We start from the raw sequence: 23,755 nt of genomic DNA on the forward strand, positions 1-23,755 counted from the left end.
CCAAGTTTGCTTCAGCCCGAGGTCATGAATCTTTGAAACCCTACCCTATTCAGTGCGTATCGATCGTTATCCCGGTTTATAACGAACAAGAGAGCCTGCCTGAGTTGCTGCGCCGCACCACCGCCGCTTGCCAACAACTGGCCTACGACTACGAAATCATTCTGGTGGATGACGGTAGCCGCGACAATTCGGCGCAATTGCTTGAAGACGCCGCCGCCGAAGATGGCAGCAAGGTAGTGGCGGTGATTCTCAACCGTAACTATGGCCAGCACGCCGCGATCATGGCGGGTTTCGAACAGTGCTGCGGCGAAGTGGTGATTACCCTCGACGCCGACCTGCAGAACCCACCGGAAGAAATCCCGCGCCTGGTGGAACAAGCCGCCCTGGGCTACGACGTGGTCGCCACGGTGCGCAACAACCGCCAGGATTCGGCCTTCCGCCGCTGGCCTTCGCGCCTGATCAACCTCGCCGTGCAGCGCTCCACCGGCGTGGCCATGACCGATTACGGCTGCATGCTGCGCGCCTACCGCCGCACCATCGTCGACGCGATGCTGGCCTGCCGCGAGCGCAGCACCTTTATCCCGATCCTGGCCAACGGCTTCGCCCGGCACACCACGGAAATCCTGGTGCACCACGCCGAGCGTGAACACGGCGAATCCAAATACAGCGCCATGCGCCTGATCAGCCTGATGTTCGACCTGCTCACCTGCATGACCACCACGCCGCTGCGCCTGCTGTCCATCGTCGGCTTCAGCCTGGCGGCGCTAGGCGTGCTGTTTGCCTTCGCGCTGATCGTCATGCGCCTGGCCTTCGGCGCCACTTGGGCGGGCGACGGCCTGTTCGTGCTGTTTGCGGTGCTGTTCGTGTTCACCGGTGGCCAGTTCATCGGCATGGGCCTGCTGGGTGAATACCTGGGGCGCATGTACAGCGATGTGCGCGCCCGCCCGCGCTTCTTTATTGAAAAAGTGCTGCGCAACCAACCGGCCGCACCGGCTCCCGTGGTCGTCGTCGATGGCCTGGTGTCTTCCCATACTTCTACTTCTTCCGATCAGGTTCAGTCATGAGTTCAAAAGCCGTTGTATTCGCCTACCACGACATTGGTTGTGCAGGTATTGAAGCCCTGCTGGCTGCGGGTTACGACATTGCCGCCGTGTTCACCCATGCCGACGACCCCAAGGAAAACAACTTCTACGGCTCCGTCGCCCAGCTGTGCGCCCGCAACGGTATCCCGGTGCACGCCCCGGAAGACGCCAACCATCCGCTGTGGGTCGAGCGCATCGCCAAGCTGAACCCGGATTTCATCTTCTCGTTCTACTACCGCAACCTGCTCAGCGAACCGCTGCTAGCCCTCGCCCGCCAAGGCGCATTCAACCTGCATGGTTCGCTGCTTCCCAAATACCGTGGCCGCGCGCCGGCCAACTGGGTGCTGGTCAACGGTGAAACCGAAACCGGCGTGACCCTGCACCGCATGGTCAAGCGTGCCGATGCCGGCGCGATCCTGGCCCAACACAAAGTCAGCATCGAGCGCAGCGACACCGGCCTGAGCCTGCACGCCAAGCTGCGAGAGGCCGCCAGCCACCTGCTGCGCGACGCCCTGCCGCAACTGGCCCAGGGCACACTGGCTGAAACCGCCCAGGACGAAAGCCAGGCGACCTGCTTCGGCCGCCGTACCGCCGCCGATGGCAAGATCGACTGGAACAAGCCCGCCGAACAATTGTTCAACCTGGTGCGTGCCGTGACTCAGCCTTACCCTGGCGCCTTCTGCGCCGTGGGCGAGCACAAGCTCATCGTTTGGCAGGCCGACGTGGCCAAAGGCAACGAAGGCCTGGCGCCGGGCCGCGTGATCAGCGTCAATCCGCTGCGCATCGCCTGCGGTGAAGACTCGCTGGTGATCAAGTTCGGCCAGCGCAACGACAACGGCCTGTACCTGGCTGGCCCGTCCCTGGCCGATGAACTGGGCCTGGTGGACGGCTCTGTGCTGCGCGGCGCCGAGTCGGGCCGCAAGCCACGCCGCACCCGCGTGCTGATACTGGGCGTGAACGGCTTTATCGGTAACCACCTGTCCGAGCGCCTGTTGCGTGACGACCGCTATGAAGTCTACGGCCTGGATATCGGCTCCGACGCCATCGAGCGCCTGCGCAGCCACCCCAACTTCCACTATGTGGAAGGCGACATCAGCATTCACACCGAGTGGATCGAGTACCACATCAAGAAGTGCGACGTGGTGCTGCCGCTGGTGGCCATCGCCACGCCGATCGAATACACCCGCAACCCGCTGCGCGTGTTCGAGCTGGACTTCGAAGAAAACCTCAAGCTGGTGCGCTACTGCGTCAAGTACAACAAGCGCGTGATCTTCCCCTCCACGTCCGAAGTCTATGGCATGTGCCAGGACCAGTACTTCGACGAAGACACCTCCAACCTGGTGGTGGGCCCGGTCAACAAGCAACGCTGGATCTACTCGGTCTCCAAGCAACTGCTCGACCGCGTGATCTGGGCCTACGGCGACAAGGGCCTCAAATTCACCCTGTTCCGTCCGTTCAACTGGATGGGCCCGCGCCTGGACCGCCTGGACTCGGCGCGTATCGGCAGTTCCCGCGCCATCACCCAGCTGATCCTGAACCTGGTGGAAGGCACGCCGATCCGCCTGTTCGACGGTGGCGAGCAGAAGCGTTGCTTCACCGACATTGCCGACGGCATCGAAGCCCTGGCGCGCATCATCGATAACGACAAGGGCGTCTGCGACGGCCAGATCATCAACATCGGCAACCCGGAAAACGAAGCCAGCATCCGTCAGTTGGGCGAAGAGCTGCTGCGTCAGTTCGAAGCGCACCCGCTGCGCGGCAACTTCCCGCCGTTCGCCGGTTTTCGCGACGTGGAAAGCAAGGCGTTCTACGGCACCGGTTACCAGGACGTGGCACACCGCAAGCCGAGCATCGAGAACGCCAAGCGCCTGCTGGACTGGGAGCCGACCGTGGCGATGAGCGAAACCATCGGCAACACGCTGGACTTCTTCCTGCGTGAAGCGATGCTTGAAATAGCGGACAAAAAGTAATGAAGGCAGGCCTGCGCATCGACGTCGACACCTACCGTGGCACCCGTGAAGGCGTGCCACGGCTGCTCGAGTCCCTGGACGAAGCCGGGATTAAAGCGACGTTCTTTTTCAGCGTCGGGCCGGACAACATGGGGCGCCACTTGTGGCGCCTGATCCGCCCGCAGTTCCTGTGGAAAATGCTGCGTTCCAATGCCGCCGGCCTGTATGGCTGGGACATCCTGCTGGCCGGCACCGCCTGGCCGGGCAAGCCGATTGGCCGTGACCTGGGGCACTTGATGCGCCAGGCCAAGGCCGCCGGGCATGAAGTCGGCCTGCACGCGTGGGACCACCACGGCTGGCAGGCGAATACCGGGCGTTGGAGCGACGCACAGCTGGTCGAGCAGATCCGGCGCGGTGTGGATACCTTGAGCGATATCTTGGGTGAGCGTATCGACTGTTCAGCGGCCGCCGGTTGGCGCGCCGACGAGCGTGTGGTGCAAGCCAAACAAGCCTTCAACTTTCGCTACAACAGTGATTGCCGGGGCACCAGCCTGTTTCGACCGACCTTGGCCGATGGCAGCGCGGGCGCCCCACAAATTCCGGTAGACCTGCCGACCTTCGACGAAGTCGTCGGGCCGGTAGTGGCTGCCAAGGACTTCAACACGTTCATCCTTGACCGGTTCAACGCGTCGAAGCTGAACGTCTACACCATTCACGCAGAAGTAGAAGGGATTCTGATGGCCCAGGATTTTCGCCAGATGCTCGCCCAGGCAGGGCAGCGCGGCATTGATTTCCAACCCCTGAGCGCGTTATTGCCCGCAGATGTGACCACCCTGCCCCAGCAACAGCTGGTGCGCGGCGCATTGAGCGGCCGCGAAGGTTGGCTCGGAGTGCAGCAGGCATGATCCGCCGCTGGGCATTGCCCTTGCTCCTGTTGGCGTTTGGCGTGTTTTACCTGTTACCACTGGCCACCCACGGCCTGTGGATTCCGGATGAAACCCGCTATGCGCAGATCAGCCAGGAAATGCTGCTGACCGGCAAGTGGGCCGCACCGCACTTCATGGGTATTCGCTACTTCGAGAAACCGGCGGCGGGCTACTGGATGATCGCGCTGGGCCAGGCGATCTTTGGCCAGAACCTGTTCGGCGTGCGCTTTGCGTCGGCCTTGAGCACCGGCTTGAGCATCCTGCTGGTTTACCTGATGTCGCGCCGGTTGTGGAACGACCCGCAGAAAAGCCTGATCAGCAGCGTGCTGTACATGAGTTTCGTCAGCGTGGCGATGCTCGGTGGCTACGCCAACCTGGACCCGCAGTTCACCTTCTGGGTCAACCTCACGGGCGTTGCCTTGTGGTTCTGCTTCGACAGCCGCAAGCAGCGCGCCAGGTTGTGGTCCTGGGCCGTGCTGGGCTTGGCCTGTGGCATGGGTTTCATGACCAAAGGCTTCCTGGCGTGGTTGCTGCCGGTGTTGATCGCCCTGCCCTACGCCCTCTGGCAGAAACGTTCGATGGAACTGTTCAAGTACGGCCCGGTGGCCGTGGCTGCGGCGATCCTGGTCAGCTTGCCATGGGCCCTGGCCGTGCACCTGCAAGAGCCGGATTACTGGCACTTCTTCTTCTGGCATGAGCATATCCAGCGCTTTGCCGGTGAAGACGCGCAGCACGCCGAGCCGTTCTGGTATTACCTGCCGTTGCTGGTGGCGTTCACGCTGCCCTGGGTTGCGCTGTTGCCGTCCAGTCTCAAACAGGCGTGGCTGGACCGGCGCCTGCCGAACACCGCGTTCCTGCTGCTGTGGCTGCTGATGCCCCTGGCCTTTTTCAGCCTGGCCAAAGGCAAACTGCCCGCCTACATCATGCCGTGCCTGCTGCCCCTGGCCTTGCTGATGGGGTCGACCTTGAGTGACAAACTCGCTCAAGGCCGTGGCCGCGTATTGCGCATCAACGGGTGGCTGAATCTGGTCATCGGCGTGCTCGCCCTGTTGGCAATCATCTGGTTCCAGTGGAAGAAACCGGTGTACGAACCCGGTGAAGAAACCCTCAGCCTGGTGCTGCTGTTTACCTGTCTGTTCGGCTGGATCCTGGCCAACCTGTTTCAGGCTGCCCGCCCGTTGACACTGTGGGCCGCGCCGCTGATCGGCAGTGCCTTGCTGGTTGCCCTGGTGCCCGCCGCGCTGCCCCATTCGGTGGTTTATAACAAGACCCCGGACCAGTTCATCATCGATCATGCCGAAGAACTCAAGCCCTCCATTGCGCTGTTGAGCAACGACCTGGGCGCCTCCGCTGCGCTGTCGTGGCGCCTGAAACGGCCCGACATCACACTCTATAACACCTCTGGCGAGGTGAAGTACGGCCTGGCTTATGCGGACACTGCCCAGCGTCTGGTCGACCGCAATCGAATCCAGGCCTGGATGGCCGAAACCCGCCGCAGCGGCGCTGTCGGCGTGGTGATGCGCGTCAACAGCCAGGGCGAAAAGGAAGAACTCGCCCTGCTGCCTGCGGACGGCAAGCGCTATGCGCAGGGCAATATCGTGATCCTGATTTTCCCGCAGGTCGCGCAATGATCACCCTGCTTCTATTACTCAGCGCCTGCCTGCTTACGTGCGCGGGCCAGGTCTCGCAGAAATTTGCCGTGGAAAGCTGGCGTGAATTGCCCGACGGTTGGGCGCTGAAGCTACGCTCACCCTGGTTGTGGTCGGCGCTGGTGTGCCTGGGCCTGGGTTTGCTGGTGTGGCTGCTGGTGTTGCAACGCTTGGAAGTCGGGATTGCCTACCCGATGCTCAGTCTGAATTTTGTAGTGGTCACGCTGATGGCGCGCTTTGTGTTTGCTGAACACATCGATGGCCGCCACTGGCTGGGCGTGGTGCTGATCATTGCAGGCGTTGTGCTGCTGGGGCGCCAGGTATGAGCCGGATGCGCGGTTTCGCCCTGGCCCTGGGCAGTGTCGGCCTGGTCAGCGCGGCCCAATTGGGCATGCGCTGGAGCATGACGCGCCTGCCGTTGCCGGAGGCGTGGCTGAGCGCCTTGAGCAGCGCCAGCCTCGACCTGAACGCCCTGGGCGTGGTGGTCCTGGCCATCATCGCCTATGCACTGTCGATGCTCTGCTGGCTCGGCGCGCTGAAGCACTTGCCCCTCGGGCGCGCTTACTCGCTGCTGAGCATCAGCTACGCGCTGGTGTACCTGCTGGCCGCCTGCCTGCCGGTATTCAACGAACACTTTTCGCTTGTAAAAACCCTGGGGGTGGCCTTGGTCATCCTCGGCGTACTGGTTATCAACTCTCGTCGTGCTAGCACCTCAAGTCCCAGGAATACCCCATGAAAATCAGTGTATTTGGTAGTGGTTACGTCGGCTTGGTACAGGCCACCGTATTAGCCGAAGTCGGTCACGATGTTATTTGCATGGACGTTGACCGGAGCAAGGTCGAGTCGCTGCAGAAGGGCCATGTGACGATCTTCGAGCCGGGCCTGGCGGCCATGGTCAAGGAAAACCTGGAAAGCGGACGCCTGCGTTTTACCTACGACGAAAAACTCGCCGTCGAGCATGGTGAGGTGCTGTTCATCGCGGTGGGCACGCCGTCGGATGAAGACGGTTCGGCCGACCTCAAATACGTGTTGTCAGTGGGTGATGCGGTGGCGCGCCATCGCGTGGCGCCGGTGATCCTGGTGGAAAAGTCCACCGTGCCAGTGGGGACCGGCGACACCCTGCGCGATCATATGCACAAAAAGCTGCACGCAGCGGGCCGTGAGCTGCAGTTCGATATCGTCTCCAACCCGGAGTTTCTCAAGGAAGGCTCTGCCGTGGCCGACTGCCGTCGCCCGGATCGCATCATCATTGGCTGCGAGCGCGAAGAAGTGCGGGAGATCATGCGTGACCTGTACGCGCCGTTCAACCGCAACCATGACCGCATCATCTTCATGGATGTGCGCAGCGCCGAACTGACCAAGTACGCCGCCAACTGCATGCTCGCCACCAAGATCAGCTTCATCAACCAGATCGCCGAGCTGGCCGAACACCTGGGCGCCGACATCGAAGCCGTGCGCCTGGGCATTGGCGCCGACTCGCGCATCGGCTACCACTTCATTTATCCCGGTTGCGGCTACGGCGGCTCCTGCTTCCCCAAAGACATGCGCGCCCTGATCCACAGCGCCAAGCAGGCCAACTGTTCCAGCGACCTGCTGGAAGCCGTGGAAGCGATCAACCAGCGCCAGAAAAGCAAGTTGTTCGAGCGCATCAACGCGTTCTTCAAAGGTGACCTGCGCGGCAAGACCTTCGCCCTGTGGGGCCTGGCCTTCAAGCCCAACACCGACGACATGCGTGACGCGCCGAGCCGCGTGCTGATGGAAGCCTTGTGGGCCGCCGGCGCCAATGTGCGTGCGTTCGACCCCGAAGCCATGCAGGAGACCCAGCGCATCTATGGTGACGACCCACGACTGATGCTGATGGGCACGCCGGAGTCCACCCTGGGCGGCGCCGATGCGCTGATCGTCTGCACCGAGTGGCAGCAATTCAAGGCACCGGATTTCGACCTGATCCACCAGCGCCTGAAAACCCCGGTGATCTTCGACGGCCGCAACCTGTACGACGGCGAGCGCCTGACGCGCAAAGGCTTCAAATACTTCCCGATTGGCCGTGGTGACTCGTGCGAGCTGCCGATCCCCCAGCAAAACTGGGTGCAACAGGCCAAGGCAGGCTGATCAGTGCACAAGGTTCACCCGTCCCTGCTCACGCCTACGCTCCGCCGACAGTCACTGGGTTTGGGGCTGTTGGCACTGCTGCTGTTCATCGCCGGCAGTTGGCACCAGGCGATTATCGGCTTCGACTCGCGCTTCGTGGTGTTTGCCCAGGAGATGCTGCGCCATGGGCCGAGCTTCTTTCCCACCACTTACGGCCAGCCGTATGCCGATTACCTGGCCACCTCGACCCTGCTGACCTGGCTGCTCTCCCTGCCTATCGGCCAGGTCACCAGCTTTACGGCCTGGCTGCCCAGCGCTGTGGCTTCGGCGTCCATCGTGGTGCTGGTCTATCGGCTCACCGCGCCGTACTCCCCGCGCTGGGGTCTGCTGAGCATCGCAATGTTGCTGCTCAGTAGCACCTTTATCAGCCAAACCCGCGCCGTCTCCCTGGACCAGATGCTCGCGGCCGTGACCCTGGCGGTGTTCTACCTTGGGTATGCCCATGAGCATTTTGCTGCGGCCAAACGCCTGCACTGGGTGTTTGCGCTGTTGATGCTGGGGTTTGCGATTCGTGGGCCAATCGGCCTGGTGATTCCTACCGGGGTGCTGTGCAGTTACTACCTGATCAACCGTCAATGGCGTCAGCTGTTCAGCTTCGGGCTGTTGGCGCTGGCCTTGCTGGCGGCGTGTATCGGCCTGCTGTTGCTGCTGGCCAAGCTCAGCGGTGGCGAAGACTTCATGCGTGAGGTGATTCGCATGCAGTTTCTGGGGCGCATGGATGGCAGCGAAGGCTCTGGCGGCGTGCTGTATTACTTCACCAGCTCCATCGGCAACTACGCCCTGGCCTATCCGGTGGCGCTGCTGGTGCTGCTGGCCGTGGTGAGCGGCGGCCGCCGAGCGCCAGACCCGGCGTTGAAGCTGGTGCTGTACTGCGCGGCGGCGGGTGTCTTGGTGATGCTTGGCTTGTCGGTGCCCCAGGCAAAAAAGGCGCGGTATATCCTGCCGATGCTGCCGATGGCGGCGATCATTGCCGCGTATCCGTTTCAGGTCGCCCAAGGCCGTCTGTTCAGCGGGTTGCGCGGCTTGATGCTGGTGCTGTGGACGCTGCTGCCGGCGCTGTTGGCGGTGGGCCTGATCGTTGCGCGACGGCGTTACCCGCAACTGCTGGCCGATCTCGGGCTGATGTTTGGCGTACTGGCGGTGCTGCAGGTATTGGCATTGCTGGCACTGTTCCAGGCTCGACTGCGCCCGGTCGGTCCGGCATTCGCCGCAGTCATGGCACTCTGGACGACTTACATCATGGTGGTCGAACCCTTGGAGCGCAGCCTTTACGACACCCGTACGTTCACCCTGGCGGCCAAGGAGCAGATCCTGCAACAACCGGCGCCATTGGTCTTGCATGCGTTGGGCAAAGACGCAAAAGCCATCAAATTCATGGTCAACTTCAATTGCGACAAGGTTCCGCTGTTTACCCAATTGCCCATCGAGCTCCAGCCTGTTCAGGCGCCCGCCTGGCTGGTGATGAGCCAGGCCGACTTTAACAGCCTGACTGACCCACGCTTGCGCGCGCTCACGCCGACGCTCACCGGGGCGTTCGATATGACCCCCTACGTGTTGTTGCACCTGGAGAAAAAAGCACCTCTCTGAGTGTGTTTGCAGCCGTCAGGTAAGAAAAACGCCCGCTTATAAACCCCCTGGGCGTTTTTCATCATAATCACCGAGAAACCCCCTACAGTGCTTTGCGTAACGGCCGCTGAACTTTGCCTTCCGGTGCCTGGAGCCCGACTGTAGACTCGTTTGCAAGGGCATTAACTATCTACCACCCGTATCAAGGGCTGCCTGTAACAGCCCTGGTCAGGGACCTGCATAACAACAAGGAGGGCAATGCCGTGCGAGAGGATAGGTTATCTGTAGCCGCGCCGAGACTGGATCGGTTGAGGGGTTTACGTGACGCGCTGGTAGCGTTGAAGGGGCCGCTGGCCGACGAACCAGGCCTGCAGGCGAACCTGCAAAAACGCCTGTTCAATGAAGAAGTCGACAGCCTTGTACTGGGCAAGATCTGCACGCCCGCCGCCCATAACACCGATCGGATTTTTTTTGACGAAGCCCCTTAAGTACATAATTTTTGCATTCAACCCTCATTAATATGCATTGGCGCCGCTGCAACCCAGTTGGCACACTGTTCGGGTTCCTTCCCCCAATGTTGGAACTTTCAAGGGCTTTTCCGGGAAACCAGGCAGGCCTTTTTTTTCGCCCTCAGTTTCAGGACCCCTTTTCAATGCTCGCTCGCTGGTTACCTGCTGCCATCAATACCCGTCCTTCCGAATGGAGTCGCGCCGCTATCGGCATGGCCTTGGGCACGCTGCTCAGTGTCTGGGTGTGTGCCCAGGTGTTCGGCATGGACGTCGCCCTGCACCTGCTTGGCCCGCTCGGGGCGTCGGCGGTATTGCTGTTTGCTGTGTCGTCGGGGGCGCTGGCGCAACCCTGGTCGATCATGGGCAGTTATCTGTGTGCTGGCGTGGTGGCATTGCTCGTGGCGCGGGTGTTGGGACGCACCCTGGGCAGCGCTTGCCTGGCGGCGGGCATGACGGTCGTGCTGATCTGCTGGCTGCGCTGCCTGCATCCCCCGGCCGGTGGCCTGGCCATGACGCTGGTACTGGCCGACCCTGCCTCCATCGCCCTCGGCTGGCACGAGCTGGCACCGGTCATGCTCGGCGCCGCTGCCCTGCTGGCGTGTGCGCTGGCCTACAACAATGCCACCCGCACGCGTTATCCCAAGGGACAAGCCGAGCCGGTACCTGTCATGCTCGGCAGCGCGCCGGTGACCGACCCGGCCATCACCGCCGCCGACCTCAAATTGGCATTGGCCGACATGGAGCAGTTCTTCGACGTCGAGCCCGCGGAGCTGGAGCAATTGATTCATGCCGCCGAAGGCCATGCGCGACGGCGCAGTATCGGCGAAGTCCTGGCCAGTCGCGTGGTTTGATGCAGTGTGCATAAATGCAACAACGACCTGCATGATTCCGGGTTGTAGGCGGCAAATTTGCGCTGGTACGATCACGCGATAGTTCGCCCGCGAACATCTTGATAAAGAACAATAAAAGCAGGGAGTTAGTGATGACTGCTCAGGTGTCCTCCGAAGCACGCCACACCGATATTCAGCAGGAAGCAGTACTGAGTGAAGTGCGTAACCATATCGGTTACCTCACCCTCAACCGCCCCGCCGGCTTGAATGCCATCACCCTGGACATGGTGCGTCTGCTGACGACGCAGCTGCAGGCCTGGGCCGATGATCCACTTGTCTACGCCGTGGTGCTGCGCGGTGCCGGCGACAAGGCCTTCTGTGCCGGCGGCGATATCCGTTCCCTGTACGACAGTTTCAAGCGCGGCGACACTCTGCATGAAGACTTCTTCGTCGAGGAATACGCGCTCGACCTGGCCATCCACCATTACCCCAAACCCGTGCTGGCCTTGATGGACGGCTTCGTGCTCGGCGGTGGCATGGGCCTGGTACAGGGCGCCGACCTGCGCGTCGTGACCGAGCGTAGCCGCCTGGCGATGCCGGAAGTGGCCATCGGCTATTTTCCGGATGTGGGTGGCAGCTACTTCCTGCCGCGTATCCCAGGCGAGCTGGGGATTTACCTCGGCGTCACCGGGGTGCAGATCCGCGCGGCGGACGCGCTGTACTGCGGCCTGGCCGATTGGTACCTCGACAGCGCCAAACTGACGGAGCTTGGGCTCGCGCTCGACAGCCTGCAATGGCGCGATTCGCCCCTCAAGGACCTGCAAGGCGTGCTCGCCAGGCTCGCTGTACAACAATTGCCGGATGCGCCGCTGGCGGCCTTGCGTCCGGCCATCGACCATTTCTTCGCCTTGCCGGATCTGCCGAGCATGGTCGAGCAGCTACAGCAAGTTACCGTCGCCGACAGCCACCACTGGGCGCTGACCACCGCCGCCCTGATGCAGACCCGCTCGCCCCTGGCCATGGCCGTCACCCTGCAGATGCTGCGCCGTGGGCGCCACCTGCCGCTGGAACAGTGCTTTGCCCTGGAGCTGCATCTGGACCGCCAGTGGTTCGCACGCGGCGATCTGATCGAAGGGGTTCGCGCCCTGATCATCGATAAAGACAAGAACCCGCAGTGGAACCCGCCCACCCTGCAAGGGCTGGACGCCGATCACGTCGACAGCTTCTTTCGCGACTTCAAGCAGATTGAGAAATAAGCCATGCAAGATCTTGAATATACAGAAGAACAAGTAATGATCCGCGACATGGCGCGTGACTTTGCCCGCGGCGAAATCGCACCCCACGCCCAGGCCTGGGAAAAGGCCGGCTGGATCGACGACGCGCTGGTGGCCAAGATGGGCGAGCTGGGCCTGCTCGGCATGGTGGTGCCGGAAGAATGGGGTGGCACCTACGTGGATTACGTCGCCTATGCCCTGGCCGTGGAGGAAATTTCCGCCGGGGATGGCGCCACGGGCGCACTGATGAGTATCCATAATTCAGTGGGTTGCGGCCCACTCCTCAACTACGGCACAGAGGCGCAGAAACATACCTGGCTGGCCGCGCTCGCCAGCGGCCAGGCCATTGGCTGTTTTTGCCTGACCGAACCCCAGGCCGGCTCCGAAGCCCACAACCTGCGCACCCGTGCCGAACTGCGCGATGGCCAGTGGGTGATCAACGGCGCCAAGCAGTTTGTCAGCAATGGCAAGCGCGCGAAGTTGGCGATTGTGTTCGCCGTGACCGACCCGGAGCTGGGCAAGAAAGGCCTTTCGGCGTTCCTGGTCCCCACGGATACGCCGGGCTTCGTGGTCGAGCGCACCGAACACAAGATGGGCATTCGGGCGTCGGACACCTGCGCCGTCACCTTCAACCAATGCACGGTGCCCGAAGCCAACCTGCTGGGCGAGCGCGGCAAAGGCCTGGCCATCGCCCTGTCCAACCTGGAGGGCGGCCGTATCGGCATCGCCGCCCAGGCCCTGGGCATCGCGCGGGCCGCTTTTGAGGCGGCGCTGGCCTATGCCCGTGACCGGGTGCAGTTCGACAAGGCGATCATCGAACACCAAAGCGTGGCCAACCTGCTGGCCGACATGCAAACCCAACTGAACGCCGCACGCCTGCTGATCCTGCACGCCGCACGCCTGCGCAGCGCCGGTAAGCCCTGCCTGTCGGAAGCGTCCCAGGCCAAGCTGTTCGCCTCGGAAATGGCCGAAAGAGTCTGCTCGAAGGCGATGCAGATTCATGGCGGGTATGGGTATCTGGAAGATTATCCGGTGGAGCGTTACTACCGGGATGCGCGGATCACGCAGATATATGAGGGCACCAGCGAGATTCAGCGGATGGTGATTGCCAGGGAGTTGAAGAACTATCAGCTCTGACTGATACACCATAGTAACTGTGGGAGGGGGCTTGCTCCCGATGGCGGTGGATCAGTCAATATTTTAGTTGACTGTCACACCGCCATCGGGAGCAAGCCCCCTCCCACATTGGATCTCCGGTGTGGCGAAGGTTTGGGCTACTTGTCTTTGAACTCCGGTGCGCGCTTGGCCACAAACGCCGCCATCCCTTCCTTCTGATCCTGGGTCGCGAACGCCGCATGGAACACGCGGCGCTCAAAACGCACGCCCTCGGACAGACTCACTTCAAACGCGCGGTTCACGCTTTCCTTGACCATCATGCTGATCGGCACCGATTTGCCGGCGATCAGCGTGGCCACTTTCAACGCTTCGTCCAGCAGCTCGTCAGCAGGCACGATGCGCGCAACGATGCCGCAACGTTCGGCTTCTACAGCATCGATAAAGCGCCCGGTCAGGCACATTTCCATGGCCTTCGCCTTGCCCACCGCACGGGTAAGCCGCTGAGTACCGCCCATGCCCGGCAGCACGCCCAGGTTGATCTCGGGCTGGCCGAACTTGGCGTTGTCACCGGCCAGGATGAAGTCGCACATCAGCGCCAGCTCGCAGCCACCACCGAGGGCGAAGCCGTTCACGGCGGCTATGATCGGCTTGCGGCGGTTGGCCACGCGGTCGCTGTCGCTGAACAGGTCGTCCAGGTAGATCTGCGGGTAGGTCAGCTCGGCCATTTCCTTGATGTCGGCGCCGGCGGCGAAGGCTTTCTTCGAGCCGGTCAGCACGATGCAGCCGATTTCCGGATTGGCTTCCAGGCCATCCAGCGCCTGGTTCAACTCGCTGACCAGTTGGGCGTTCAAGGCGTTCAGCGCCTGCGGGCGGTTAAGGGTAATCAGCCCGACGCGGCCTTGGACCTCGAGCAAAATGGTTTCATAACTCATGTATCGGCTCCTTAAAGATTGCGTGAGATGACCATGCGCTGGATATCGCTGGTGCCTTCGTAAATCTGGCAGACCCGCACATCGCGGTAGATCCGCTCCAGCGGGAAGTCGCTCAGGTAACCGTAACCGCCCAGGGTTTGCAAGGCAGCCGAACAGACTTTCTCGGCCATTTCCGAGGCGAACAGCTTGGCCATCGACGCCTCGACCAAGGCCGGTTTGCCGCTGTCGCGCAGGGCTGCCGCGTAATGGACCATCTGTCGGGCGACGGCAATTTGCGTAGCCATGTCCGCCAGGCGAAAGGCCACGGCCTGGTGTTCGATCAGCGCCTTGCCGAAGGTTTCACGCTCGCGGGCGTAGTCGCGGGCCGCTTCAAAGGCGGCGCGGGCCATACCTACCGATTGCGCGGCAATGCCCACGCGTCCGCCTTCGAGGTTGGCCAGGGCGATCCTGTAGCCCTCGCCCTCCTCGCCCAGACGGTTGGCGACCGGCACCTTCACGTCTTCAAACAGGATCTGGCAGGTATCCGATGCGTGCTGTCCCAGCTTGTCCTCGACCCGTGCCACGGTATAGCCCGGCGAGTCGGTGGGAACGATAAACGCACTGATGCCGCGCTTGCCCGCCGCCGGGTCAGTGACCGCAAACACAATCACCACGCCGGCGTTTTGCCCGGAAGTGATGAATTGTTTACAACCGTTGAGCACGTAATGATCACCGTCAAGGCGTGCGCGGGTTTTAAGGCTGCTGGCGTCGGAACCGGCCTGGGGTTCGGTCAGCGCAAAGGCGCCGAGCATGGCCCCGCTGGCCAGGGGCTTGAGGAACTGCTCTTTCTGCTGGTCATTGCCAAATTTGAGGATCGGCACGCAACCCACCGAGTTGTGCACGCTCATGATGGTCGAGCAGGCCCCGTCGCCGGCGGCGATTTCTTCCAGGGCCATGGCGTAGGCCAGGTAACCCGTGTCGCAGCCGCCCCATTGTTCCGGTACCAGCATGCCGAAAAAGCCTAGTTCGGCCATTTCACCGACGGCTTCCCTGGGAAAGCGATGCTCGCGGTCCCATTCGGCGGCGAACGGTTTCAGACGCTCCTGGGCAAACTGCCGGGCCGCGTCGCTGATTTGCAGTTGTTCGTCATTAGGCAGCATGGTCAGTCCTTAATACAGGCATTCAACGGCCATGGCCGTGGCTTCACCACCGCCGATGCAGATGGCGGCGACCCCGCGCTTGAGGCCTTTCTGGCGCAGGGCCGAGAGCAAGGTCACCAGGATGCGTGCGCCCGAGGCGCCGATCGGGTGGCCCAGGGCGCAGGCGCCGCCGTGCACGTTGACCTTGCTGTGGGGGATCTCCAGCTTGCTCATGGTGACCAGGCTGACCACTGCGAACGCTTCGTTGATCTCAAACAGGTCGACATCCGCCACGTTCCAGCCGGTTTTGCTCATCAACTTACGGATCGCCCCGACAGGTGCCACCGGAAACAGCCCCGGCTCATCGGCAAACGCCGCATGCCCATGAATCACCGCCAGCGGCTTGAGGCCGCGTTGCCGTGCATCGGACTCACGCATCAACAGCAGCGCCGCCGCGCCATCGGAGATCGAGCTGGAATTGGCTGCAGTCACCGTGCCGCCTTCGCGAAATGCCGGTTTCAGGCTGGCGATCTTGTCCAGCTTGGCCTTGGGCGGCTGTTCGTCATGCAGGATGGTTTTTTGCTCTTTGCCAACGGTGACCTGTACCGGGACTATTTCGGCGGCAAAACTGCCGTGGGTGATGGCTTCCTGCGCACGCGTCAGGGAGGCAATCGCAAAGGCGTCCTGGGCTTGCCGGGTAAAACCGTTGTGCTCGGCGCAATCTTCAGCAAAGGTGCCCATCAGGCGCCCCTTGTCGTAGGCGTCTTCCAGGCCGTCGAGGAACATGTGGTCGAGCACCTTGCCGTGGCCCATGCGATAGCCGCTGCGGGCGCGGTCGAGCAGGTACGGCGCGTTGGACATGCTCTCCATGCCGCCGGCAATCACCACGTCGACGCTGCCGGCGCGCAACGCGTCGTGGGCCAGGATCGTCGCCTGCATGCCGGAACCGCACATCTTGTTGAGCGTGGTGCAGCGGGTGGCTTTGTCCAGCCCGGCGCCCAGTGCTGCCTGGCGTGCCGGCGCCTGGCCGAGGCCGGCGGGCAGCACGCAGCCAAACAACACCTCATCGACGGCGTCGCTGGCGATACCCGCGCGCTCCACGGCCGCACGAATCGCGGCGGCGCCCAGTTGCGGTGCGGTCAGGCCCTTGAGGTCGCCCTGGAACCCGCCCATGGGCGTGCGCACGGCGCTGACAATAACGATAGGATCGTTCATGAAGAGACCTCCTTACTTGGCAGCCATACGCAAGGCACCGTCAAGACGGATCACCTCGCCATTGAGCATGCTGTTTTCAATGATATGCCGCACCAGGGCTGCATATTCGGCGGGTTTGCCCAGGCGCGGCGGGAACGGCACGCCGGAGGCAAGAGAATCGCGGACTTCCGGGGTCATGCCGGCCATCATCGGGGTTTCGAAAATGCCGGGAGCGATGGTCATCACCCGGATACCAAAACGCGCCAATTCCCGTGCGGCCGGCAGGGTGAGGCTGGCAATCGCGCCTTTGGAGGCAGCGTACGCGGCCTGGCCGATCTGCCCGTCGAACGCCGCCACCGAAGCAGTATTGATGATCACACCGCGTTCGCCATCGGCATCCGCTGGTGTTTCAGCGATCGCCGCCGCAGCCAGGCGCAGCAGGTTGAAGCTGCCGATCAGGTTGACGTTGATCACCTGGGCGAAGCTGGCCAGGGCATGCGGGCCGTTTTTGCCGAGGATTTTCTCACCGCGCACCACACCGGCGCAGTTGACCAGGCCATGCAACCCACCAAAGGCGGCAACGGCGGCCTGCACGGCCGCTTCGGCAGCGGCTTCCTGGCTGATATCCGCCACGACGCTGCGGGCGTTGTCGCCAAGCTGCCGGGCCTTGGCGGCGACAGCATCGGCGTTGAGGTCTACCAGCATGACCTTGGCACCCGCTGCGACCAGCATGTCGGCAGTGGCCGCACCGAGCCCCGAAGCGCCGCCGCTGACTACAAATACCTTGTTTTCAATCTGCATCATGGTTTCCTTTTCAACGGATCACGCCACGGCCGCCTGGGCCTTGGCGATTTCCTGATTACGCAAAATAAAACGTTGCAGCTTACCGCTGGGGGTCTTGGGCAAGTCGCTGACGAATTCGATTTCTCGCGGGTACGCATGGGCCGCCAGGCGCTGGCGCACATGCAGGCGCAATTCTTCGGCGAGTTCCGGAGTCGCGCGGTACTGTTCGTTGATCACCACGAAGGCTTTCACCAGTTCGGTGCGCTCCGGGCAGGGCTTGCCGACCACGGCGGCCTCGACCACGGCCGGGTGTTCGACCAGAGCGCTCTCTACGTCGAACGGCCCCACGCGATAGCCGGAGGTGGTAATCACGTCATCACTGCGCCCGACAAAACTGATGCTGCCATCCGGGTTGAGCTCCACGGTGTCGCCACTGAGGTAGTACTTGCCGACAAAGGCTTTGGTGTTGACGCCTTCATACCCGGCGAACCAGCACATCGGCGATTGCTCACGATCGATGGCGAGAATGCCGGGCTGACCGGCGGGCAGTTCCTGGTGATTGTCATCCAGTACCACGATGCGATGCCCGGGCGAGGCGAACCCGGCCGAGCCGACGTGTACCGGGTGCGCCAGGCCATGGTGATTGCACAGCACCATGCCCAGTTCGGTCTGCCCGTAGTGATCGTGGATGGTCACGCCAAGGTTGTCGGCGAACCAGCGGATCACCTCGGGGTTCAGGGGCTCGCCGGCGCTGCTGACGATGCGCAGCTTGCCCTTGATCGAACGGGCGAACGGCTCGCCGCCGGCAATCAACAGTCGATACGCGGTAGGCGAACCGGTGAGGTTGGTGATGCCGTATTTGTTGATGATCCGGCAGGTGCTTTCCACGCTGAAGGGGCCATCGTAGAAGGTGATCGGATGCCCCAGGGACAGCGGCCCGGTCACGCCGAAATAAATGCCGTAGGCCCAGCCCGGATCGGCCACGTTCCAGAACGCGTCTTCTGGGCGCAGGTCCACCGCGTCGCGGGTGTAGCTCTGGAACGCGACAATCGCCTTGAGCGGTACCGACAGGGCTTTGGACGGGCCGGTGGTACCCGAGGTGAACATCAGCAGGAAGGGCTCGTCGCCCCCCAGCAGCACGGGCTCGCAGACGTTCGAGTGGTTGGGCAGTTCGGCCCAGAAGCTGAAATCGCCGCGTACCAGGCCTTCGCCCTTGGCCCCGGTGACCGTCACGATGGTGGGGCAGCCGTCCACGTCGGTGAGCTTGGGCCGGTTCACGGCATCGGTGACGATCAGCGCGGCGCCGGAACTGTTCAGGCGATGCTCGATCGCCTTGGGCCCGAATGCGGTAAACAACGGTTGATAGACCGCGCCGATGCGCCAGGTGGCGAATACCACCACCAGCAGTTCGGCCGTGCGCGGCAACAAGCCGGCGACCTTGTCGCCGCGCTTGACGCCCTGGGCCAGCAGGAAATTGGCGAAGCGTGAGGCCTGGTCCTGCAGCTCGCTGAAGGTGACCGTGGCGCTGCGCCCGTCCTTGCCCTCCCAGAACAGCGCAATCCGCCCCGGCAGCGCGTGACGGTCACAGCATTCCACACAGGCGTTGAGCGCCTGCAGATTGCCGGCCAGGGCGGCGTCGACGGTGTGCTGGTAATCGAACTCGGTGGTGGCGGCCAGGTAATCACGCATCGCTTCAGTTCCTTGTGTGTTGTTGTTTTAAGGACACTTTCCAGGCGGTCAATCGCCCTCAAATAGTCGCTCTGCAGCGGCGCTACGAGCAATGGTCAAAGCCTCCAACATGGCTGACCGGTTTGGCCAATCGGGTTTGACACTCGCCCTGCACTGGCCGAAGCTTGCGGCTCTGTACCCGTACCCTGCCTTCGGACACCTGCATGTCAAAGTCACGCCGTTACGCCATCGTCGGCCTGTGCGCCCTGTTGTCGCTTCTGTTGATCGCCTGGTTCTTCTCCCGCGCAACGCCGGTGGCCGTGCCCCCGGCGATTGCCCATGGTTATGCCAAAGCCTTGAAGCAGGCGCGCAACGGTGAGCCGGGCGCGGCGCGGGTGTTGTATCAACAGCTGGGGCGGCCGGACCTTTCACCTGAGCGTCGCGCCGCGCTGCATGCCGAATTGCCCAACTACCCCAGCCCCCAGGCATTGAAGCTGGCAGATAAAGACTTGGCCAATGAATCGCCACGGGTGCGTGAAGCGGCAATTCACAGCATTGTCGGCCTGGTGCCTTCCGGCCAGCGCACCTTGCTGCTCGGCCCGGTGCTGGATGACCCCGAGCAGCAGGTGCGCTTTGCCGCCGCCAATGCCCTGCTCGGCCTGTCGCCGGACACCCTGGGCCTGTACTTCGGCCCGCTGCAGCAAGTGCTCGACGAATTCGCCAATACCCTCAAGGCCCAGCCCGAGACCGCCGAAGGCTGGATCCAATTGGCGCGCCTGTATATCCACAGCGCCCTGCTGCCGGAGGCGCAAAATGCCCTGCAGCAAGCCATGCGCCTGCAACCGGACAACCTGCAAGCGGTGGTGGCGCAGATCGAGCTGCTGGATAAACAGGGCAAAACCGACGAATCGCGCCAGTTGCTCGCGCAGCAATTGGCGGCGCACCCGGAATCGGCCTACCTGCAACACGCCCTGGGTATGTGGCTGCTGCACCATGGCGCGCGCCCGTATGCCCTGCTCGGCCTGTCCAAGGCGGTGGAGCTTGAGCCGGACAATCAGGACTACCGCTACGACCTGGCCACCACGCTGCACGACCAAGACGAACTCGAGGCCGCCCAGCGCCAGTTGGAAGACATCGTGCAGCGCCACCCGGCCAATCGAAAAGCGCGGGTGTTGCTGGTCAACTATTGGAAAGAGAGCGGCCAACTGCAGAACGTTCAAGTGCTGCTGGCACAGCTGGAGCAACAGAACCCGGATGACCCTGCGCTGCAGCAAGGTCTGTGACCGCGCTCAAAAAAATGCGTAGAAGATGCCGGCGCCGCGTACAAATAATCCAAAACGTTGAACCGCCACAGGTCGACACGGTCAAGTGAATATGGCGCGCCACAGCGGTGCGCACCCAACTTGTACGTGACCTGAGGGCACTTCTTGTCTACATCTAATTCGCTTTTAAGTGAAAAGGCAGCCACTGGTATCGAAGGTCTTGATGACATTCTTTCCGGGGGGCTATCGCGCAGCCACTTGTTCCTGCTGGAAGGCGAGCCGGGCACGGGTAAAACCACCGTCGCGCTGCACTTTCTGCAGGCGGGAGCGAAAGACGGTGAAAAATCGCTGTATATCACCCTGTCCGAAACCGAACATGAGCTGCGCCAAGGCGCCAAGTCCCATGGTTGGGACCTGGATGACAACATCCATATCTTCGAATTGACCCCGCCGGAAAGCCTGCTCAACGCCGAGCATCAGCAGAGCCTGCTGTACTCTTCGGACCTTGAGCTGGGCGAAGCCACGCGGCAGATTTTTGAGGTGGTGGAACGGGTCAAGCCGACCCGCGTAGTGGTCGACAGCCTGTCGGAGATCCGCCTGTTGGCGCAGAGCTCCCTGCGCTATCGCCGGCAGATCCTGGCGATCAAGCACTACTTTGTGCGGTATGACGCCACGGTACTGCTGCTCGATGACCTGACCACCGAATCCCTCGACAAAACCGTTCACAGTGTGGCCCACGGCGTGATTCGCCTGGAAGAACTGACACCCAGCTACGGTGCCGAAAGGCGCCGGGTACGGGTGGTGAAATACCGGGGCCAGAAATACCGTGGCGGTTTTCATGATTTCACCATCATGGGCGACGGTGTACATGTGTTCCCTCGCCTGGTGGCCGCCGAACATCGCGGTGGGTATACACGCCAGACCAAGAGCAGCGGCATCCCCGAACTCGATGCGCTGATGGGCGGCGGCGTCGAAACAGGTTCCAGCAGCCTGATCCTGGGCCCGGCCGGCACCGGCAAATCGCTGATTTCAATGGTCTTCGCCGCCGCCGCCGTACAGCGTGGCGAAAAGGCCGCGCTGTTTATCTTTGACGAAGAGATGGGTTTGCTGTTCGAGCGCATGCATAACATGGGTATCGATCTGGCTGCGATGCAGGCCACCGGTAACCTGTTGATCGAACAGGTTGACGCGGCCGAGCTGTCCCCTGGCGAATTTTCCCACCGTGTACGGCGTTGCGTGGACGAGGGTGGCATCAAGACCGTGGTGATCGACAGTATCAACGGCTACCAGGCGGCCATGCCGGAAGAGAACGCGCTGATCCTGCACATGCACGAACTGCTGCTGTACCTGAACCGACGGGGTGCCGCGACGTTCATGACCGTGGCCCAGCATGGCCTGGTCGGCGATATGCAGACCCCCGTGGATATCACCTACCTGGCCGACACCGTGATCCTGCTGCGTTACTTCGAGGCATTGGGCAAGGTCCGTCGGGCCATTTCGGTGATCAAGAAACGCACCGGTAGCCATGAGTCGACGATTCGTGAGTACCGCATCAGCGGTCGCGGCATGACCGTTGGCGAACCCTTGGATAATTTCCAGGGCGTTCTGCGCGGCATTCCGATCTACATGGGCGCCGGCTCGCCTCTACTCAAGGAAGAGTAAGTGTGACGCCCCTTTCCTCAATCTTTGAACGGGCCATTATTCTTGCGCCTGTGGGCCGCGACAGCTCGTTGGCGCTGATGATGCTCAAAGAGGCCGGCTACCATGGCTTGGTTGCCGGCAGCCTGGCCGACCTGTGCGAAGCACTGCACGAGGGTGCCGGCGTGCTGATCATTGCCGCCGAAGCCTTGCGCGGCGTGGACATGGAGCCGCTGCTGGAGTACCTGCACCAACAGCCGGCCTGGTCGGACCTACCCATTGTGCTGATGACTCATCACGGCGGCAGCGAGCAAAACGGCTCGTCGCACCTGAGCGGACTGTTGGGCAATGTCACCTTCCTCGAGCGCCCATTTCATCCCATCACCCTGATCAGCCTGGTCAGCACCGCGCTGCGTGGGCGGCGCCGGCAATACGAAGCCCGGGACCGCTTGGTCGACCTGAGCGCCAGTGAACTGCGCCTGCAACGCACCTTGGAAACCCTCGAACAGCAAGTGGAAGAACGTACCGCGCAATTGCGCAGCAATGAAGAAGCCCTGCGCCAGTCGCAGAAAATGGAAGCCGTCGGCCAATTGACCGGTGGCATCGCCCATGACTTCAACAACATGCTGACCGGCATCATCGGCAGCCTGGAACTGCTGCGCCGGCGTGTGGCGCGGGGCAAGCTGGACGATCTGGACAGTTTGATCGACCTGGGCGTCACCTCGGCCAACCGCGCCGCTGGCCTCACCCATCGCCTGCTGGCGTTTTCGCGCCGGCAGTCGCTGGACCCGAAACCGGTGGAGATCAATAAGCTGGTGACCTCCATGGGCGAACTGCTGGAACGCAGTATCAATGAAAGTATCTGCCTGCAAATGCGCCTGAGCGATACGTTATGGACGGCCGAAGCCGACCCGAATCAATTGGAAAGCGCCCTGCTCAACCTGGTGATCAACGCGCGTGACGCTATGCCCGGCGGCGGCAGCCTCACCGTGGAAACCACCAACCGTCACCTCGACAGTGTATTCACGGCCGCCTATGGCACCTTGAGCCCTGGTGACTACGTCGAGTTAAGCGTCAGTGACACCGGCTGCGGCATTCCAGAGAGTGTCATGGGCCGAGTGTTCGACCCCTTCTTCACCACCAAGCCGATCGGCCAGGGCACGGGCCTGGGGCTGTCGATGATCTATGGGTTTGCCCGTCAATCCCGGGGGCATGTCACGCTGCACAGCGAAGTGGACAAGGGCACCACCGTCAGTTTGTTCCTGCCGCGCTTTGTCGGGGAAATGGTTGAGGATGCCGCGGTGAATCCGGCCTTGTTGCCGTTCGCCAATGACGGAGAGACCGTCCTGATCGTCGAAGATGACCCGGCGGTGCGGGTGCTGGTGAGCGCGGTGCTCAAAGAGTTGGGATACGCCTTTGTCGAAGCCGGTGACGCCAGCACGGCGGTACCGATTATCGAATCCGATCAGCGTATCGACCTGTTGATCAGCGACGTTGGCCTGCCTGGCATGAACGGCCGGCAATTGGCGGAAATCGGTCGACAAATCCGCCCTGACCTCAAAGTGCTGTTCATCACCGGTTATGCCGAACATGCGGCGGTGCGTGGCGGGTTTCTGGACCCCGGCATGCAGCTGATTACCAAGCCGTTCACGTTCGACCTGCTGACCGAGAAGGTGCGCGAGATGATCAGGGACTAGGGCTGCACGGCAGCCCTGGAGGGCGTCAGGCCAACAGGCGCTGGATATGCTCGTGCAGCGTATCCAGGTCAAACGGCTTGGCCAGGATCGGCGCGTTGCGCGTGATCGGGCTGTCGCAGTCGAGAATTTCCTGCGGATAACCGCTGATAAAGATCACTTTCAACTCCGGGCGCACCTTGAGCGCCGGTTCGGCGATCTGCACGCCGGAAATGCCGCCGGGCAGGCGGTAGTCCGTGACCATCAGGTCCAGGTGCGGTTTGGTCGCGAGGATTTCAAACGCCTCTTTTCCATTGACCGCCTTCAACACCCGATAACCCAGGCCCGCCAGGTATTCACCCAGCACAAACATAATGGATTCGTCGTCTTCGACGATCAGTACGACATCTTGCGCATCTTCACTCATGGGAAGCC

General features: G+C 62.2%; 21 protein-coding genes. 15 read left to right on the forward strand and 6 right to left on the reverse strand.

Annotated elements, in window-relative coordinates; translation table 11 throughout:
* Window positions 1–32 precede the first annotated feature (32 nt).
* The 12 genes from arnC (at window position 33) to C4J93_RS13895 (ending at window position 13,073) form a co-directional block, all read left to right on the forward strand.
* The gene (gene arnC, locus C4J93_RS13840) at window positions 33–1,064 is read left to right on the forward strand and encodes an undecaprenyl-phosphate 4-deoxy-4-formamido-L-arabinose transferase (protein WP_124429642.1); all 1,032 of its coding nucleotides are present in this window, start codon (window positions 33–35) and stop codon (window positions 1,062–1,064) included.
* Complete coding sequence (arnA, locus tag C4J93_RS13845; RefSeq protein WP_124429643.1) at window positions 1,061–3,052, forward strand: bifunctional UDP-4-amino-4-deoxy-L-arabinose formyltransferase/UDP-glucuronic acid oxidase ArnA; 1,992 nt, start codon at window positions 1,061–1,063, stop codon at window positions 3,050–3,052. Before arnC ends, arnA begins: the two co-directional genes overlap by 4 nt.
* The gene (gene arnD / locus C4J93_RS13850; RefSeq protein ID WP_124429644.1) at window positions 3,052–3,936 is read left to right on the forward strand and encodes a 4-deoxy-4-formamido-L-arabinose-phosphoundecaprenol deformylase; all 885 of its coding nucleotides are present in this window, start codon (window positions 3,052–3,054) and stop codon (window positions 3,934–3,936) included. The genes arnA and arnD overlap by 1 nt, the downstream gene beginning before the upstream one ends.
* Entirely contained in the window at window positions 3,933–5,588 is a 1,656-nt protein-coding gene (gene arnT, locus C4J93_RS13855) for a lipid IV(A) 4-amino-4-deoxy-L-arabinosyltransferase (RefSeq protein WP_124429645.1), read from the forward strand. Before arnD ends, arnT begins: the two co-directional genes overlap by 4 nt.
* Entirely contained in the window at window positions 5,585–5,932 is a 348-nt protein-coding gene (gene arnE, locus C4J93_RS13860) for a 4-amino-4-deoxy-L-arabinose-phosphoundecaprenol flippase subunit ArnE (protein WP_124404218.1), read from the forward strand. Before arnT ends, arnE begins: the two co-directional genes overlap by 4 nt.
* Window positions 5,929–6,342: a 4-amino-4-deoxy-L-arabinose-phosphoundecaprenol flippase subunit ArnF gene (arnF, locus tag C4J93_RS13865; protein WP_124429646.1), complete on the forward strand. Its 414-nt coding sequence runs from the start codon at window positions 5,929–5,931 to the stop codon at window positions 6,340–6,342. Before arnE ends, arnF begins: the two co-directional genes overlap by 4 nt.
* On the forward strand, window positions 6,339–7,718 hold the full coding sequence (locus C4J93_RS13870; protein WP_124429647.1) for a UDP-glucose/GDP-mannose dehydrogenase family protein: 1,380 nt from the start codon (window positions 6,339–6,341) through the stop codon (window positions 7,716–7,718). Before arnF ends, C4J93_RS13870 begins: the two co-directional genes overlap by 4 nt.
* A 3-nt stretch (window positions 7,719–7,721) precedes the next feature.
* Complete coding sequence (locus C4J93_RS13875) at window positions 7,722–9,344, forward strand: glycosyltransferase family 39 protein (protein WP_124429648.1); 1,623 nt, start codon at window positions 7,722–7,724, stop codon at window positions 9,342–9,344.
* Between the two features lie 287 nt (window positions 9,345–9,631).
* Window positions 9,632–9,811 (forward strand): hypothetical protein, encoded by a 180-nt coding sequence (locus C4J93_RS13880; protein WP_124370763.1) that lies wholly within the window; start codon window positions 9,632–9,634, stop codon window positions 9,809–9,811.
* A 164-nt stretch (window positions 9,812–9,975) separates the two neighbouring features.
* Window positions 9,976–10,683, forward strand: a complete 708-nt coding sequence (locus C4J93_RS13885; protein ID WP_124429649.1) for an HPP family protein — start codon at window positions 9,976–9,978, stop codon at window positions 10,681–10,683.
* 131 nt (window positions 10,684–10,814) lie between these two features.
* Window positions 10,815–11,918, forward strand: a complete 1,104-nt coding sequence (locus tag C4J93_RS13890) for an enoyl-CoA hydratase/isomerase family protein (RefSeq protein WP_124429650.1) — start codon at window positions 10,815–10,817, stop codon at window positions 11,916–11,918.
* Between the two features lie 3 nt (window positions 11,919–11,921).
* Window positions 11,922–13,073, forward strand: coding sequence for an acyl-CoA dehydrogenase family protein (locus tag C4J93_RS13895; protein WP_124429651.1), 1,152 nt, complete (start codon window positions 11,922–11,924; stop codon window positions 13,071–13,073).
* Window positions 13,074–13,210: 137 nt separating this feature from the next.
* Here the strand turns inward: C4J93_RS13895 and C4J93_RS13900 are convergent, their stop codons facing one another.
* From C4J93_RS13900 to C4J93_RS13920, 5 genes are read right to left on the reverse strand one after another with little or no spacing between them, the layout of a single operon-like run.
* Window positions 13,211–13,984, reverse strand: coding sequence for an enoyl-CoA hydratase (locus C4J93_RS13900; protein WP_124429652.1), 774 nt, complete (start codon window positions 13,982–13,984; stop codon window positions 13,211–13,213).
* Window positions 13,985–13,995: 11 nt separating this feature from the next.
* Window positions 13,996–15,123: an acyl-CoA dehydrogenase gene (locus C4J93_RS13905; protein ID WP_124429653.1), complete on the reverse strand. Its 1,128-nt coding sequence runs from the start codon at window positions 15,121–15,123 to the stop codon at window positions 13,996–13,998.
* 9 nt (window positions 15,124–15,132) lie between these two features.
* On the reverse strand, window positions 15,133–16,317 hold the full coding sequence (locus tag C4J93_RS13910; protein ID WP_124409965.1) for an acetyl-CoA C-acyltransferase: 1,185 nt from the start codon (window positions 16,315–16,317) through the stop codon (window positions 15,133–15,135).
* A gap of 12 nt (window positions 16,318–16,329) precedes the next feature.
* On the reverse strand, window positions 16,330–17,097 hold the full coding sequence (locus C4J93_RS13915) for an SDR family NAD(P)-dependent oxidoreductase (protein ID WP_124429654.1): 768 nt from the start codon (window positions 17,095–17,097) through the stop codon (window positions 16,330–16,332).
* A gap of 21 nt (window positions 17,098–17,118) precedes the next feature.
* Window positions 17,119–18,768, reverse strand: a complete 1,650-nt coding sequence (locus C4J93_RS13920) for an AMP-binding protein (RefSeq protein ID WP_124429655.1) — start codon at window positions 18,766–18,768, stop codon at window positions 17,119–17,121.
* Between the two features lie 203 nt (window positions 18,769–18,971).
* Between C4J93_RS13920 and C4J93_RS13925 the strand changes: the two genes are divergently transcribed.
* From C4J93_RS13925 to C4J93_RS13935, 3 genes are all read left to right on the forward strand, one after another.
* Window positions 18,972–20,030 (forward strand): tetratricopeptide repeat protein, encoded by a 1,059-nt coding sequence (locus tag C4J93_RS13925; RefSeq protein WP_124429656.1) that lies wholly within the window; start codon window positions 18,972–18,974, stop codon window positions 20,028–20,030.
* A gap of 144 nt (window positions 20,031–20,174) precedes the next feature.
* Complete coding sequence (locus C4J93_RS13930) at window positions 20,175–21,671, forward strand: ATPase domain-containing protein (RefSeq protein WP_124367110.1); 1,497 nt, start codon at window positions 20,175–20,177, stop codon at window positions 21,669–21,671.
* A gap of 2 nt (window positions 21,672–21,673) precedes the next feature.
* Complete coding sequence (locus tag C4J93_RS13935) at window positions 21,674–23,344, forward strand: ATP-binding protein (RefSeq protein WP_124429657.1); 1,671 nt, start codon at window positions 21,674–21,676, stop codon at window positions 23,342–23,344.
* A 25-nt stretch (window positions 23,345–23,369) separates the two neighbouring features.
* Here C4J93_RS13935 and C4J93_RS13940 read toward each other — a convergent pair whose 3' ends face one another.
* Window positions 23,370–23,747: a response regulator gene (locus C4J93_RS13940; RefSeq protein ID WP_124367112.1), complete on the reverse strand. Its 378-nt coding sequence runs from the start codon at window positions 23,745–23,747 to the stop codon at window positions 23,370–23,372.
* Window positions 23,748–23,755 lie beyond the last annotated feature (8 nt).

The sequence above is a fragment of the Pseudomonas sp. R2-37-08W genome, assembly GCF_003851705.1.
GTDB lineage: Bacteria > Pseudomonadota > Gammaproteobacteria > Pseudomonadales > Pseudomonadaceae > Aquipseudomonas.

What these genes read in the sequence shown, in the direction of transcription:
- arnA (WP_124429643.1), top strand. Translation starts at nt 1,061, where the DNA reads ATGAGTTCAAAAGCCGTTGTATTCGCCTACCACGACATTGGTTGTGCA.
- arnD (WP_124429644.1), top strand. Translation starts at nt 3,052, where the DNA reads ATGAAGGCAGGCCTGCGCATCGACGTCGACACCTACCGTGGCACCCGT.
- arnT (WP_124429645.1), top strand. Translation starts at nt 3,933, where the DNA reads ATGATCCGCCGCTGGGCATTGCCCTTGCTCCTGTTGGCGTTTGGCGTG.
- arnE (WP_124404218.1), top strand. Translation starts at nt 5,585, where the DNA reads ATGATCACCCTGCTTCTATTACTCAGCGCCTGCCTGCTTACGTGCGCG.
- arnF (WP_124429646.1), top strand. Translation starts at nt 5,929, where the DNA reads ATGAGCCGGATGCGCGGTTTCGCCCTGGCCCTGGGCAGTGTCGGCCTG.
- C4J93_RS13870 (WP_124429647.1), top strand. Translation starts at nt 6,339, where the DNA reads ATGAAAATCAGTGTATTTGGTAGTGGTTACGTCGGCTTGGTACAGGCC.
- C4J93_RS13885 (WP_124429649.1), top strand. Translation starts at nt 9,976, where the DNA reads ATGCTCGCTCGCTGGTTACCTGCTGCCATCAATACCCGTCCTTCCGAA.
- C4J93_RS13890 (WP_124429650.1), top strand. Translation starts at nt 10,815, where the DNA reads ATGACTGCTCAGGTGTCCTCCGAAGCACGCCACACCGATATTCAGCAG.
- C4J93_RS13895 (WP_124429651.1), top strand. Translation starts at nt 11,922, where the DNA reads ATGCAAGATCTTGAATATACAGAAGAACAAGTAATGATCCGCGACATG.
- C4J93_RS13900 (WP_124429652.1), bottom strand. Translation starts at nt 13,984, where the DNA reads ATGAGTTATGAAACCATTTTGCTCGAGGTCCAAGGCCGCGTCGGGCTG.
- C4J93_RS13905 (WP_124429653.1), bottom strand. Translation starts at nt 15,123, where the DNA reads ATGCTGCCTAATGACGAACAACTGCAAATCAGCGACGCGGCCCGGCAG.
- C4J93_RS13910 (WP_124409965.1), bottom strand. Translation starts at nt 16,317, where the DNA reads ATGAACGATCCTATCGTTATTGTCAGCGCCGTGCGCACGCCCATGGGC.
- C4J93_RS13915 (WP_124429654.1), bottom strand. Translation starts at nt 17,097, where the DNA reads ATGCAGATTGAAAACAAGGTATTTGTAGTCAGCGGCGGCGCTTCGGGG.
- C4J93_RS13920 (WP_124429655.1), bottom strand. Translation starts at nt 18,768, where the DNA reads ATGCGTGATTACCTGGCCGCCACCACCGAGTTCGATTACCAGCACACC.
- C4J93_RS13925 (WP_124429656.1), top strand. Translation starts at nt 18,972, where the DNA reads ATGTCAAAGTCACGCCGTTACGCCATCGTCGGCCTGTGCGCCCTGTTG.
- C4J93_RS13940 (WP_124367112.1), bottom strand. Translation starts at nt 23,747, where the DNA reads ATGAGTGAAGATGCGCAAGATGTCGTACTGATCGTCGAAGACGACGAA.